Origin of the sequence: Hydrogenovibrio sp. 3SP14C1 (assembly GCF_029625905.1) — a bacterium.
GTDB lineage: Bacteria > Pseudomonadota > Gammaproteobacteria > Thiomicrospirales > Thiomicrospiraceae > Hydrogenovibrio.
In genome coordinates, this window is the sequence record NZ_JARTLM010000004.1 from 121,685 (window position 1) to 135,154 (window position 13,470).

The 13,470-nt window shown below is 44.8% G+C and carries 13 protein-coding genes; 5 read left to right on the forward strand and 8 right to left on the reverse strand.

Features of this window, described 5'->3' with window-relative positions:
- Positions 1-100 precede the first annotated feature (100 nt).
- The 5 genes from P8629_RS04535 to P8629_RS04555 form a co-directional block, all read right to left on the reverse strand.
- Entirely contained in the window at positions 101-1,249 is a 1,149-nt protein-coding gene (locus P8629_RS04535; RefSeq protein WP_278164880.1) for an MBL fold metallo-hydrolase, read from the reverse strand.
- A gap of 11 nt (positions 1,250-1,260) precedes the next feature.
- Positions 1,261-1,662 carry a hypothetical protein gene (locus tag P8629_RS04540; RefSeq protein WP_278164882.1) on the reverse strand — a complete coding sequence of 134 codons (402 nt, stop codon included), beginning with the start codon at positions 1,660-1,662 and terminating at the stop codon, positions 1,261-1,263.
- Between the two features lie 19 nt (positions 1,663-1,681).
- A complete protein-coding gene (locus P8629_RS04545) occupies positions 1,682-2,269 on the reverse strand; it encodes a TetR/AcrR family transcriptional regulator (protein ID WP_278164884.1) in 588 nt (195 codons plus the stop codon).
- A gap of 157 nt (positions 2,270-2,426) precedes the next feature.
- Positions 2,427-5,483: an efflux RND transporter permease subunit gene (locus P8629_RS04550; protein ID WP_278164886.1), complete on the reverse strand. Its 3,057-nt coding sequence runs from the start codon at positions 5,481-5,483 to the stop codon at positions 2,427-2,429.
- Positions 5,480-6,517, reverse strand: coding sequence for an efflux RND transporter periplasmic adaptor subunit (locus P8629_RS04555; protein ID WP_278164888.1), 1,038 nt, complete (start codon positions 6,515-6,517; stop codon positions 5,480-5,482). The genes P8629_RS04550 and P8629_RS04555 overlap by 4 nt, the downstream gene beginning before the upstream one ends.
- Positions 6,518-6,700: 183 nt before the next feature.
- On the opposite strand from P8629_RS04555, the gene P8629_RS04560 reads away from it, so the two are divergent.
- Positions 6,701-7,780 (forward strand): DNA alkylation repair protein, encoded by a 1,080-nt coding sequence (locus tag P8629_RS04560; RefSeq protein ID WP_278164890.1) that lies wholly within the window; start codon positions 6,701-6,703, stop codon positions 7,778-7,780.
- On the opposite strand, the gene P8629_RS04565 is transcribed toward P8629_RS04560, so the two are convergent.
- Together P8629_RS04565 and P8629_RS04570 are read right to left on the reverse strand one after the other, a co-directional pair.
- Positions 7,777-8,292 carry an RDD family protein gene (locus P8629_RS04565; RefSeq protein ID WP_278164891.1) on the reverse strand — a complete coding sequence of 172 codons (516 nt, stop codon included), beginning with the start codon at positions 8,290-8,292 and terminating at the stop codon, positions 7,777-7,779. The genes P8629_RS04560 and P8629_RS04565 overlap by 4 nt on opposite strands.
- 30 nt (positions 8,293-8,322) lie before the next feature.
- On the reverse strand, positions 8,323-9,042 hold the full coding sequence (locus P8629_RS04570) for a M48 family metallopeptidase (RefSeq protein WP_278164893.1): 720 nt from the start codon (positions 9,040-9,042) through the stop codon (positions 8,323-8,325).
- Positions 9,043-9,136: 94 nt separating this feature from the next.
- Here P8629_RS04570 and P8629_RS04575 point away from each other — a divergent pair, with 94 nt between their 5' ends.
- A complete protein-coding gene (locus P8629_RS04575; RefSeq protein WP_278164894.1) occupies positions 9,137-10,039 on the forward strand; it encodes an RluA family pseudouridine synthase in 903 nt (300 codons plus the stop codon).
- On the opposite strand, the gene P8629_RS04580 is transcribed toward P8629_RS04575, so the two are convergent.
- A complete protein-coding gene (locus P8629_RS04580) occupies positions 10,036-10,191 on the reverse strand; it encodes a hypothetical protein (protein WP_278164896.1) in 156 nt (51 codons plus the stop codon). The genes P8629_RS04575 and P8629_RS04580 overlap by 4 nt on opposite strands.
- Positions 10,192-10,323: 132 nt before the next feature.
- On the opposite strand from P8629_RS04580, the gene P8629_RS04585 reads away from it, so the two are divergent.
- The 3 genes from P8629_RS04585 to P8629_RS04595 are packed head-to-tail and all read left to right on the forward strand — an operon-like array spanning position 10,324 to position 13,468.
- The gene (locus P8629_RS04585) at positions 10,324-12,069 is read left to right on the forward strand and encodes a 2-oxoacid:acceptor oxidoreductase subunit alpha (protein WP_278164898.1); all 1,746 of its coding nucleotides are present in this window, start codon (positions 10,324-10,326) and stop codon (positions 12,067-12,069) included.
- On the forward strand, positions 12,066-12,932 hold the full coding sequence (locus tag P8629_RS04590; RefSeq protein ID WP_278164900.1) for a 2-oxoacid:ferredoxin oxidoreductase subunit beta: 867 nt from the start codon (positions 12,066-12,068) through the stop codon (positions 12,930-12,932). Before P8629_RS04585 ends, P8629_RS04590 begins: the two co-directional genes overlap by 4 nt.
- The gene (locus tag P8629_RS04595) at positions 12,929-13,468 is read left to right on the forward strand and encodes a hypothetical protein (protein ID WP_278164902.1); all 540 of its coding nucleotides are present in this window, start codon (positions 12,929-12,931) and stop codon (positions 13,466-13,468) included. The genes P8629_RS04590 and P8629_RS04595 overlap by 4 nt, the downstream gene beginning before the upstream one ends.
- The last annotated feature ends 2 nt before the right edge of the window (positions 13,469-13,470 follow it).

Sequence of the window (13,470 nt, forward strand, 5' to 3'; positions counted from 1 at the left end):
AGAGAGTTTACCGCATCAAGTTGACACAAAAATGTCAGGTTTAAATAAGACATAAAAAAAGCCTCGTTTAAGAGGCTTTAATGAATAAAAATTAACTCTGTTATTCAAAGTTTTGGCCTAAATCGCCTCCCGTCATTTCACGGTAAATATGGCTGGCATTATTCTGATGGGTTTGTTCATACACCGGCCGATGTTGATACTGGGATTGGTCAATCAGCAGAGCCTCTTCTTCCGTGCCATCTTGCTCAATAATTTTTTGAACCTCTGAGTGCATGTATTTGAGATAATCATAAGTGTCTCGTTTAATGGTCGCCATATCAGTCGGTGCACCATGCCCTGGGATGACGCTAACATCATTAGGAATGGAGGCCATCATCCGTTCGAACGAGTCCACCCAATCTAACGTATTGGTATAGGAAAACAACGCCAGCATACGACTGTTATAGGCTAAATCGCCCGTCAGTAATAATTTTCGTGACGGCACATACAACAAGGTCGAGCCGGGCGTATGCCCTGGACCGAAGTTGAGGATTTCCACCGTTTCTCCTCCGCCAACATCCACGGTCATTTTATCGTCAAACGTTATAAATTGGTCTGACACGTCACGCGCGGTGTGCGTTAGGACTTTGCCTACACGCGTTGCCCAATGCGATTTAATGGCATCAAATCCTTGATGAAAATCCTCATTAGCTCGCTGGTGAGAATACAGTTTCTTAACGCCGACATCCACCCAGTAACTGGCACCCAAGTAAGCATGCCCCTGGCTGTTTTCAACCGCCACCCATTTGACCGGTTTGTGAGTAATCGTTTGAATCTGGCGATGAAAAGAGGCGGCTACCGCTGGATTCGGCCCAGTGTTAAAAACAAACACGCCATCGTCAAACACCATAAAGGTCAAATTATTATTCAAACCATAATTGGAAGGATTGTGCCAAATCAAACTTCCAACCACCGTATAGACGCCGTTCATCACTTTTACCGGTTTCGGTAATGGCAAAATGGGGCCAATATAACCGGCTTTTCGTTCTACTTTTGCCACTTCTTCAACGTAATTTTCATACACATTTTGTCCGCTACTGGTCGACCCGATTTCTTTGGCATAGGCTGAAAAGCCTCTTAAATAAGGGTCGGATAATTCTTTTTGCGACGAAGCATAAATCATTGGCGATGCGGCTAAAATCAATGAAAAAACAATCAACGCTAAAAATATCAATCTCATCTGGGGTCGTTTACCTTCTAGTTCATTCATTTTAATGACTCCTAATGTATTTTTTGCACACTGCCGTCTACCGGCTTGGTGAAAAAAGTATCTATTAACAATCCAATACTGAACTTTTGAGTATGATTCCAAGGCATTAATGACATAAAGCGCGCTAAAAAACAGTAATCAAAAAACACCATCGCAGAAGTCCCTAAAATGATTAGATAATACAAAAAGAACAATGGCGGATATAATGCGATAACAAGCAACGCTAAATAGGCTAAACGAACCTGAACAGGAAAGGCAGAAACAGAAGGGGTTCGTGTATAAAAATGCACCACTTGAATCCCATTAAAAACAATTGCTGCTTCAATACCATAAGGCATTCCAGCCACACCGGTAATTAACAACACATCCGTGATGGCCCAATACCACCAGACTAAATCCATTTTCAATACCATATTGACTCCTTTTTCAATCTTATTTAATTGCGCGCCATGCGGCGCTGGTTAATTCATCTAAATGTTCTTTTAAAGGCTCTGGCGCCACCCCATCCAGATGCAGTTGAATCAAGCGCAGAATACTGCCGTATGCAATGGATGAAGCCACCATCAGATCCATTGTTCGAAGTTCTCCAGCTTGTTGACCTTGCTCTAATACACTTCTCAGCGTCATAAAGGGTTTGGAAGAGCACAACGGTTGAATGGTCGGCATAAATTCCCGATGCCGCGCATACAAAATAAACTGCATCACATGCGGAAAATCTTCCGTCATTTCGAACAGCCACTTAGCTAAATGATAATATCGTTGCCAACAACCAGAGTGAGTAGAGAGCAACCCCGCTTGGTCAGCTTCCACTTTATCGAGCAGTAAATCCATCAAGGTCGTGGCCAATTGTTCTTTGTCTTTAAACGCATGATAAATCGACCCCGTACTTACGCCTGAGTGCGCCACTAAATCAGGGATCGACGTATTAAAAAACCCTTTCTCAACAAACAAAACCAAAGCACTGTTTAAGATTCTTTTTTTCGACGCACTGATATCTGCTTCTTCAAAAAAATTTGCCATCATATCCCCTTTAAACCTGAACTAGAATCATTATTCTAGAACATTCATTCTAATTCCAATCAATTATTTTAATGAGCTGAATTTTTCAACCGATTTATAACATTTTTAAATCAAAGAAAAACACCCAGGCCTGGGTGCTTTTGAACCTATTAATAAACTACTTCACCTGAGGAATACGGAACCACAATGCATATAAGGCAGGTAAGAAAAGCAAGGTCAACAAGGTTCCCACCCCAATGCCTCCAATCAACACATACGCCAAAGGCCCCCAAAACGTATTGGTGGTGAGTGGAATAAACGCCAAAATCGCGGCCAATGCCGTTAATAAAACGGGTCTTGCTCGACGCAATGTGGCATCAATCAACGCCTCTTTCGGCGCCATATTTTGCTTTTGGTTATCATTGATCTGCCCCACCAAAATCAGCGTATTTCGCATTAAAATGCCCGCCAATCCGATCAACCCTAAAGTGGCGACAAACCCAAACGGCTGTGAAAACAGCAACAATGCCGCCACGGCACCAATCAACCCCAACGGAGCCGTTACCAATACCATAAAGGTGCCTAAAAAACTTTGCATATTCAGCATGACCAAGGTCACCATCAACAACACCATAACGGGCATCAAGGTCTGAATGGATGCTTGTGCCTTGCCGGATTGTTCCACTGAACCGCCAATTTCTAAACGAACGCCATTCGGCAGATTTTCGCGTAATTCTGCCATATTGTTCCATATCGCCATCGTGACATCGGGCGGCTGCGCGCCTTCCACTTCGGCATTGATATTAATATAAGGGGTACGATTGCGGCGCTTCAGAACAGGGTTATTAAACACCACTTTCAAACCGGCCAATTGCTGCAACGGCACTTTTGCGCCCTCTTGAGTTTCAATCGGCAAACTTTCCAGCTGTTTAAGCTCTTCGCCGCATGAAAAATGGGTAAAGCTCGTTAATAAAATCCGCCGAGTATTCTCTCGCAACTCGGCTTGCGTCCGACCTCTTAAAGCTTGTTGTAACTGTTGCGACAAACTTAATGGTGTTACTCCTAATAAGGCAAGACGATCTAAATCATAGTTCAGCTCAATCGCTGGGCTCTTTTCACTCCACTCCAGATGCGGATCATAGATATGCTCATTCTCCGCCATTTTTTTGCGCACTTGTTCTCCCACATCGCGCAATACGTCCAAGTCATCGCCCATCACCCGGAAGGTTACTGGCCAAACCACTGGTGGACCATACAACAAGGCATGCACTCGGACACGGGCGGCATCAAAATGCCCCTCTGCGATATAATTCTGCAACCGTGTTTTGAGTTGATTCCGTGCTTCAGCATCCGAAGTGACAATAATCAATTTGGCAAATGCAGGATTCGGCAATTCTGGATTCAAGGCCAAGAAAAAACGCGGCGCCCCTTGCCCGATGTAACTGCTTAAGGTTTTGACCTCGGGCTGCTGTCGCACATACGCTTCAACTTGATGCGCTAAATCATCTGTGACCTGCTGGCTAGACCCTTCCGGCAAATAAATATCCACCATCAGTTCCGGACGGTCAGAACTCGGGAAAAATTGTTTTTCGACCAGCTTCGCCATCCCAAAGACCGACACTAAAAAGATCCCTAATGTCACACCCACCACGGTTTTACGGTAGCGCACACAACGATAAATCCATGTCGATAAAAAGCGTGTTAATCGATTATCAGGCGCACCACTTTCATGAACGGCTTGTTTTTCCACATCAGGCAGAAATTTAAAACCAAGATACGGCGTGAAAGTAACCGCGACCAGCCAAGATAGCAACAACGCGAACGCTAGAATCCAGAAAATATTACCGGCATATTCCCCAACATTGGAGGCCGCAAATCCAATTGGCACAAAACCGACCACCGTCACCAAGGTTCCAAACAACATTGGTGAAGCCGTCACAGTCCATGCGTAAGCTGCTGCTTTGGTTCTTTCAAACCCTTCTTCCATTTTCACCAGCATCATTTCAATGGAGATAATGGCATCATCGACCAGTAACCCTAAAGATAGAATCAAAGCCCCTAGGGTAATCCGGTCGAGGTTCTTATCGGTCAATTGCATTAAGAAAAAGGTTAAGGCCAATGTCAGCGGAATTGCCAACGCCACCACAACCCCTGCGCGCCAACCTAATGCTAAGAAGCTCACTGCCAGCACAACCAACACCGCCATTAAAAATTTTAACTGAAAGGCATTTACCGCCAACTCAATGGCATCCCCTTGGTTGGTGACTTTCTCTAAGGTCACGCCTTGCGGTAAGTTAGGTTGCCAGTTTTGAGTAAAGGTCGATAAACGGTCTGATAATGCCAAGCCGTTATGGCCTTTTTGCATGACCACGCCCAGTAACAATGCATCTTGTCCCTGATTGCGAATTTTAAATTTGCTCGGTTTTTCAAACCCACGCGTAATCGTAGCGAAATCTGACAGGTGCATCACCTGCCCTTTCACTGCAATTGGAACCTGACGAATTTCATCAAGCGAATTGCGCTCTGCGGTTTGACGTAGATAGACTCGAGGTCCAATGGTTTCCACAAATCCAGATGGCGCAATAGCTTGATAAGCATTTAGATTTTGCAAAAGTTGCTGTTGCGTCACCCCCAATGCTTTCATTTTGGCGGCATTAAAGGTGATTTGAATCTGCTGCGTCTGTTCTCCCAGTAAATTGACCTTTTGCACCCCGTTCACACGCAACAGCGCATCCCGTGTTTTTTCCGCTGTCTGCAACCAATCTGCATAATTGAGATCGCCCTGAGTTAACGAGTAAAGTGTAAAATAAACATCGGCAAAATCGTCATTCACAAAGGGCCCTTGCACCCCTTGAGGCAAAGCGCCTTTCAAATCCAACATGCGCTTACGGACTTGATAAAACTGATCTTCAACAGCTTCGGGAGGCGTATATTCCTTAAAGGTCACCAGCATCGTCACTTCACCGGGGCGAGCGGTAGTTTCCACAAAGTCGAAATACGCCACTTGTTGTAGTTTTTTCTCAATCGGGTCGGCGACCTGATTTTGCATTTGTTCTGCCGTGGCACCTGGCCAGTTGGCAGACACCACCATCACTTTAATAGTAAAGTTCGGATCTTCGGCACGCCCCAGATTAATAAACGAAACTGTTCCCACCAGAATAGACAACAAAATAAAGTACAACGTAATCGCTTTGTGCTTAACCGCTAATTCTGACAAGTTAAAACGCTGCATCATGGACGCACACTCACAGATTGGCCTTCAACCAACGCATGAGTGCCTTGTTTGACGACTTGCGCCTGTTCTTCTAAGTCAGCTTCGATGATAGCGAATTCATTCGTCATCTGCGTGACGGTAACCGGTTTAGCCGTGACATGTTGGTCTTCTATCAACCAAACATAACTGTGCTCTCCTTTATTAAACACAGCGGTGATCGGTAATTGCTGTTTGTGCTTAAAAACGGTTTGAAAGTGAAGTTGCACCACGCTGCCTAACGGCAAAGAGCGTGAACAATGAAGTAATTGATAACGTGCTTGATACTGTAACCCCGAAACGGAATTGAGCGGGTTTTTGACGCGCATTGATACCTGACAGTGCCCCGGGTGATCGACCCCGGTTAACGAAGCGGATTGAATGTCACTTGTAATTCGGTTAGCCGGTAAAGACACTTCTGCTTCAGCCAGCTCACTCACGACCTGGAAAACAGGCTGTCCGGCCGGCACCATTTGCCCGGCTTCTACAGAGACCTGACTGACCGTACCAGTTACCGGCGATTTCAAAACACTGTAATCCAGTTGGTTTTGCGCCAACTTCAACGCCGCTTGAGCCGCAATCATTGATTGACGACTTTCTGTTTCATAGGTTTCAGCGCGTTGTAGTTGCTGTAAGCTAATCAACTTATCACGATAAAGCTTGGCAAGCCGTTGACTTTCTCGGGCGGCATTTTCCATATTGGATCGCGCAGACGCTAGGTTGGCTTTCGCTTGTTCTACTGACAACTTTAAGTCAGCCTGATCAAGTGTTGCTAACACCTGCCCCTTTTTAACCAATTCTCCTAACTCAACCGAACGCTGTTTGACCTGCCCTGCAACTCGAAAACTCAATGTAAATTGATAACGTGGCTGAAGGGTTCCGGTCAATTGCCAACGGTCGGGAGAAGGAGTTGCCACATGAACGGCTTCCACCCAACGAGATTCAGAGGAAGCGTCGCTCGCAAAAACGGAAGGCGTGTGCCAAGCCAACAAATAACAACATAAAGTTAAAAAGCGCATAAAGTCTCTTCTAGCATTTTATATAAGAAAATCATCATAAATGTTTAAACTCAAAAAGTCACCGTTTACGCAATTATTTCCATAGTATGCAACTGGAAAAATGACAGGCCTGGGAGAAATTCATCCCTTCATGAGATACAACAAACGTTTTGAATTCATCATAAACGCGCTAAACTAAATGCCATGAATCCTTTAAAAGACTTTTACAATGCGAATCTCATTCAAGCGCTGGCAGAGACCATTTCGCTTTATGAGCCTAATTTTAATTGTGATGCATTTCAAAAAGCCGTTCTGAATAACGAATGGCAAACGCTTGAGCTAAAGCAACGCATTCAAACAATCAGCCTAACCCTGAATCGGTTCCTGCCAAAAGACTTTGCCCAAGCCGCACAGATACTGACACAAACGGCTCAACACTTTAAAGGATTTGAATATATTTTCTTTCCGGATTATATCGAGCAGTTCGGGCAAGATTACTATGACATTTCCGTTCAGGCCTTAGAAGCCATGACGTCTTATTCTTCTGCCGAATTTGCTGTGCGTCCTTTGATTGAACGTTATCCGCAAAAAATGATGGCGCAACTATTACAATGGGCGCAGTCAGAAAACGAACACGTGCGACGTCTGGCCAGCGAAGGCTGTCGTCCACGCCTTCCCTGGGCGAAAACCTTGAAGAGCTTTCAACAAGATCCTAGCCCTATTTTTCCTATTCTAAAAGCGCTAAAACAAGACGATAGTCGCTACGTACGTAAAAGCGTCGCAAATAATTTAAATGACATCTCCAAAGACCACCCTGACCTTATTCTGCAAACCGCACAAAATTGGCTTGGGCAACACCCTCATACTGACTGGATTTTAAAACATGGCTGTCGAACATTGCTCAAACAAGGACACCCTGAAGTCCTTGCCTTATTTGGCTATGCCAAGCCAGATCATATCAAGCTATTAACCTTTACTGTGCCTGAGAAAGTAAGGATAGGTTCCAACCTGAATTTAATTATTGAGATACAAGCACAACAAGCAATACTGGGAAAGGTTCGTATAGAGATTGCCTTACATTACCGTCGAGCTAACGGGCAACTGTCTCGCAAGCTGTTTAAAATAGCGGAAGGGGATTATGGTCAGCAAAAAAACATCGAAAAAGCTTTCCCTTTCAAACCGCTATCCACCCGGCATTATTATCCGGGCGAACACTGGCTGACCTTAATGATCAATGGTCAGCCAATGGCTGAAAAGTCATTTGAGCTGGTTGGAACCCCTTAAGATTTGTTCACCACTAATGTACTGGCGATAAAATCGTGCAACCCTTGTTTACGCGCGGTGAAAGCAATCATAATAAAGCCAATCAACAACAGAATGGCCGAAAGGTATTTTGAGAAAAAGCGCACCGTCGCACGCACCCAAGAAATGCGTTGATTGGCATAATCGGTCACCTGAATGCCAAATGCCATTTTGCCGAATGTCGCTTGTTTGCTCGACGACTCCATCAAAGAAAAATACGCCCAGCTCACTAAGATAGAAAGCAAATCCATAAAGTTGCCATTACGAGTCATTTCGCCTTCTGCATTAAAATCGATCACCCCAAACATCGCAAAAATAAACCCTAACAACACCAGAACGAAGGTCAATAAAATTGCGTCAATTAGATAAGCAACAGCGCGCTTCCAAAACCCGGCATAGGGTTGCTTTATCTCAGAAAGAGTTTCTTCTGTGGCTGCCGCTTGAGCGGCATTGTCAGTCATCACTTCGTCAGAAGCCGGTGTTTTATTTTCCATAAATTAAAATCCTTCTCTTAGGTTTTTCAATTAAAAATGAATTAATGCCGTTCCGTTTTCTTTTAGCCACTGCTTATGCATTTCGTACTCTGGGTTATGCTCAGCAACTAACTGCCAGTATTGGGACGAATGATTGGCATGTACCAAGTGGCATAACTCATGTTGAATCACATAATCAATCACCGCTTTTGGTGCCATCGCCAAACGCCAGTTAAATTGAATACGACCATCCGGATAACAACTGCCCCAGCGGGACTTATAATTGCGCACGGTCACTTCAGTGGGCGAAACCGCTATCTGCTCAGCGAACACAGGAACCTTTTCCATCAAATAAGCCTGTAGTTGACGGGTTAAAAAAGTCACTACCTTCTTTCTGGCTGTGGCCTCAGGTGCCTTTAAAGCACGTGCCGTATTCATATAAGCGGTTAAACAAGCGCCATCCAACTCAACTTTAAGGGATTTAACTGCTGTTTTATGGTCTTCTTTATACAGAATTTTTTCGCCAAACAAGAGCAGTTCATGCCCTGATTTTAACACCAGTTTTTTCGGCATTTCTGCTTGGTGTTTACGAATTTGGTCCAGCAACCATTCTTTTTCATTTGCAACGAGTGACTCAATCGTTAAATCAGAAAATTGTTTCGGAACCATTAATGCGATTCGATCCGGTTCTACCTTCAATCCAATCGACCCTCGTCGTGACGTTTTTACGACTTCAATCGTTTCGTTATCGAGCTGTAATACTTGCGCCATTTAACAAACCATTCTGCTTAAGTTCACAAGATTGTACTGTAAAAGACGTCTGTATTTTCATTTCTTAACGACAATTTTAGATTAAAATATTCCCATGACAGTCACTTCAAACATCGCCCCCTTCGAACTTCATTTCACCGTACAACAGAGTGAAAAAACACTTTTAGAGGCGCTTTCTGAACAGTTACCGAGCAATGTTCATTTCTCTAACCAACAGCTGAAACGTTTTTGCCAGCAAGGCGCTGTTTGGGTTTCTGAACCTTTAAACCAACCCCAGAAACACTCTAAAAAAACGCGTGTTCGCCGCGCAAAAAAAGTGCTAAAAGAAGGGGCTGAGGTGTCTTTTTACTTCAATGAAGCCGTCTTAAATACAGAAATTTCACCCCCTGTTTTAATAGAAGACTGTGGTGATTTTAGTGTTTGGTACAAACCGAAAGGGGTGTTGTCGCAAGGATCGAAATGGGGAGACCATACCACGCTCAATCGTTGGATAGAAACGCAATACGCTTTTGAAACACCCCCTGAAAAAAGGCCTTGCTGGATTATCCATCGGCTGGATAAAGCGACGGACGGTTTGATGCTGATTGCTCATAGTAAAAAATCGGCTCAACGCTTGGCACATCGCTTCGAGACACACCAAATCGGTAAAACTTACCAGGCCTGGGTAAAAGGACAGTTTAGCGAGCAAGAACGCTCATTTGACCAGGAAGTGGATGGCAAGCCCGCTTTAAGCTTTGCCCGCCAACTCTTTTACGATGCGGACAATCAATGTAGTTTGGTTCAAGTCAACATTGCTACTGGGCGGAAGCATCAAATCAGAGTCCATCTTTCAAATGCTGGCTTCCCAATTATCGGGGACCGATTATATGGCGATGCGCAAGAAGGTGATCCCGACTTGCAACTGACCGCTGTCGAAATTACCTTTTTATCCCCGCAAGGTACCATTGAACAACGGTTTCAATTACCTGACAACCTCCAGCCAAGTGTCTCGATTTAATCAAGCTTATCCGCTTCCCTGCTCAATTCTTGATGAGATTTCTCCGCCGCGTCTTTTTGGTATTCTTTTTCATACGCTCTTTCTTCCGTTGAGCTACACCCATAAACGCTCAAAAACCCCAACAACAAGACACTGCTCCAAATTTTTTTCATGCTGATTACCTTTTTTACTTAAAAAACCACGTTATATTGACAGATTCACAGTGTATCCTAGTTTTGATTGTTCTAGAATAAAGACATTATCGTTTCAATCCATTTAGCGCCTAAAAAGCTTAGAGGAAAATCATGATTCAGCCGGTTTCAGCAACCCAAGACAACCTAGCGATTTCAGTATCGGGATCAGGCGGAACAGGGGCGGTCACCGTTGGACTTATTTTACTCGAAGCCATTGCAAAAGCGGGATTTTATGGGGTAATGACCCGCTCTTTTGGCCCGCAGATTCGAGGTGGCGAATCGGCAGTGATGCTGAACCTTTCAGATCATCCTATCGAAACATTAGCAGAATTCTCCCATATTCACTTAGCGTTGGATTGGCTCAAATTTGAGCGATTTTCCGATGAGATTCCTTTAACGCAAGACAGTTTGGTCATTTATGACAATAGTCGTGAAAAACCGCCAGGCCTGGTGGAAAATTCCGGTGCGAAACTGATCGGGATAGGGTTACAAAATGCTGTCAAAACCATAAAAGGCAGTCGCATGAATATGTTTGCGCTGGGGATACTGACTCAACAAATCGGCCTAGACCTTACCTTCATTGAAGCCGCATTAAAAAGAACACTTGGAAAAAAAGGGGACGACGTCATTTCAACCTCTTTAGAAGCCATTCAAGCTGGCATGCGCATGATTCCAGACAGTCATTATGAAAAACTCTCCCACTGGCACCCCACTCAAAAACCCCGCTGGAACATCAGTGGTAATGAAGCATGTGGATTAGGGGCATTACGAGGAGGCTTAAAATTGGCTGCCGCCTATCCGATTACACCCGCCACCGACATTGTGGAATATCTAGCCCCGCGCATTGAAAAATTAGGGGGCCGAGTCTTAATCGCTGAAGATGAATTGGCTGCGATGAATATGGTGATTGGCGGTTCCTTTGGTGGACTACCCAGCATGACGGCAACCTCCGGCCCAGGGTTCTCTTTGATGACAGAAGCGATGGGGTTAGCCATCGCCAGTGAAACCCCTGCCCTTGTGGTCACCGTCATGCGTGGCGGCCCTTCTACCGGCATTCCCACAAAATCGGAGCAAACAGATTTAAACCAGGTGCTTTACGGATTTCATGGAGAAGCCCCGCACGTGGTGATTGCTCCGCTGAATGTTCAAGAAATGGTCACCATCTCACAATGGTCATTAGGTCTGGCAGAAGCGCTACAAACTTTGGTTGTCGAAGTGTCTGACCAACATTTAGGGCAATCACGCGTGATTATCGATCCAATTCCGCCCGTTGACTTCAACTTAAAACGATTACGACCACCCGCCACAACATCCGACTACCAACGCTATGAGTTAACGCAGGAAGCGGTTTCTCCCATCGCTTGGCCAGGCACACCGGATACCCAATATACCGCCGATGGTCTGGAGCACACCGAAACCGGAAAACCATCCTCCATGGCAAAAGAGCACCAGCAACAACTGACAAAACGGGCTCAGAAAATCACCCAGCACAACTACGGAGAACACTGGGCAAAAGTGACTGAGACATTAAATGCTACTGTTCTCGTTATCACCTGGGGGTCAAGCTATGAAGCTGTTCGCATTGCCGTTGAAGCTTTAAATCAACAAGGGGCGGACATCAGCTTATTAGGGTTACGTTTGTTAATGCCTTTGCAGACCGAACAAATTCAAGCTGTTGCCAAGGATAAGACCGTCATCGTTATTGAACAAAATGCTTCTGGGCAACTCTTTCACTACTTACTCTCCGACAATGCGATCCCTCGAAACAGTCAAAGCATTGCAGAAGCCGGCCCAATTTTATTTAAGCCTTCAACGGTTCAAACCGCCTTAATTCACTGTCTGGAGGGTCTCAAATGACACACGCTTCACAGACACCACTTGAGAAAATCACGGTAAAAACCGTCAAGCCAACCGAATATCTATCTAACGTCCATCCGGTCTGGTGTCCGGGGTGTGGTCATTTCTTTATTCTGCGAGCACTCACCAAAGCGCTGGCTTGGCTAAAATTGCCAAAAGAACAAATCGGGTTGGTGTCAGGCATCGGTTGCTCTTCACGGTTGCCAGCCTACTTAAATGTCTACGGATTTCATGGCGTGCATGGTCGTGCTTTGGCATTAGCCAGTGGGCTAAAAGCCAATCGACCGGACTTAACCGTTTTAGTGGCAGGCGGTGATGGCGACGGTTATTCGATCGGTGGAAACCATTTTATCCATGCTTGCCGCCGTAATATGGATATCACCTATATCGTGATGGACAATGAAGTCTACGGCATGACCAAAGGCCAACCCTCTCCAACAACACCTGCTGAATGGCAAAGTAAACTCACCCCTCAGGGAACAGGCGTTGCACGTTTTAACCCAATGGGAATTGCGTTAGCCGCTGGTGCCAGTTTTATTGCGAGAGGGTTTTCCGGAGATCCAAACGGACTCACTAAACTGATGACCGAAGCGATTCAACACAAAGGATTTTCGCTGATTGAAATCAAAAGCCCTTGCGTGACCTTTCGTCCAGAAGAAAAAGCCTGGCAAAAATCCATGCGCTCTTTAAATGTGTCCCCTTCTTCCAACCCTGCTGAAGCCGCAAAAAGCATCTACAGCAGTGACGGTTTTGACACAGGCATCTTTTATCAAGCAGATTTACCGGTATACGAACCGACCAACACACCCTGTGAAAATCCAGCTGACGTTTTAGCGGAAATTGAAAAGGAGTTAAACGTATGAACGCCATGAATACGACCTCCAATGCACACCCTCATCTCAAAAAAACGCATCAAAATATGGCATGGGTATTGGCTGCAATCAATGAAATGATTGAAGAAAGTATTTATCACTGTGAAACCTTTTGTCACACTTTACACACTCATCACAATCTCATAGCGGCAAAGGTTTTTGAACAGTTTTGTCCGCAGTTTTTATCGGAACAGGCTTTAATACAAGACTCGATAAAAACAATTTCACTGCCAGAAATTCCGCCATGGGAAATTCCTTATCATGATTATATTCATCCCGTGAACGCTTTAACGCATGCGCATTATTTAATGAGCGAATCAGATGCCTGGAAACTGATGCATGAAATGGTGCAAGTACATAGTTGTTTTTACAGCTACCTTTTAGATAAAAACCAGCAACCTGAAATTGAAAGCCTGTTAAAAGCACTTCGTAAGCTAAACATGGAATGTCAAAAAATTTGCCGCCAACATCAAAGTTATAACGATGCACTGCCTGACGATTTAGACCCGCCAATCTCTCAGAGTTAATT

Bases quoted from the DNA above. Each gene is read 5' to 3' on its own strand.
- P8629_RS04535 (WP_278164880.1), bottom strand. From the start codon at position 1,249: ATGAATGAACTAGAAGGTAAACGACCCCAGATGAGATTGATATTTTTA.
- P8629_RS04540 (WP_278164882.1), bottom strand. From the start codon at position 1,662: ATGGTATTGAAAATGGATTTAGTCTGGTGGTATTGGGCCATCACGGAT.
- P8629_RS04545 (WP_278164884.1), bottom strand. From the start codon at position 2,269: ATGGCAAATTTTTTTGAAGAAGCAGATATCAGTGCGTCGAAAAAAAGA.
- P8629_RS04550 (WP_278164886.1), bottom strand. From the start codon at position 5,483: ATGATGCAGCGTTTTAACTTGTCAGAATTAGCGGTTAAGCACAAAGCG.
- P8629_RS04555 (WP_278164888.1), bottom strand. From the start codon at position 6,517: ATGCGCTTTTTAACTTTATGTTGTTATTTGTTGGCTTGGCACACGCCT.
- P8629_RS04560 (WP_278164890.1), top strand. From the start codon at position 6,701: ATGAATCCTTTAAAAGACTTTTACAATGCGAATCTCATTCAAGCGCTG.
- P8629_RS04565 (WP_278164891.1), bottom strand. From the start codon at position 8,292: ATGGAAAATAAAACACCGGCTTCTGACGAAGTGATGACTGACAATGCC.
- P8629_RS04570 (WP_278164893.1), bottom strand. From the start codon at position 9,042: ATGGCGCAAGTATTACAGCTCGATAACGAAACGATTGAAGTCGTAAAA.
- P8629_RS04575 (WP_278164894.1), top strand. From the start codon at position 9,137: ATGACAGTCACTTCAAACATCGCCCCCTTCGAACTTCATTTCACCGTA.
- P8629_RS04580 (WP_278164896.1), bottom strand. From the start codon at position 10,191: ATGAAAAAAATTTGGAGCAGTGTCTTGTTGTTGGGGTTTTTGAGCGTT.
- P8629_RS04585 (WP_278164898.1), top strand. From the start codon at position 10,324: ATGATTCAGCCGGTTTCAGCAACCCAAGACAACCTAGCGATTTCAGTA.
- P8629_RS04590 (WP_278164900.1), top strand. From the start codon at position 12,066: ATGACACACGCTTCACAGACACCACTTGAGAAAATCACGGTAAAAACC.
- P8629_RS04595 (WP_278164902.1), top strand. From the start codon at position 12,929: ATGAACGCCATGAATACGACCTCCAATGCACACCCTCATCTCAAAAAA.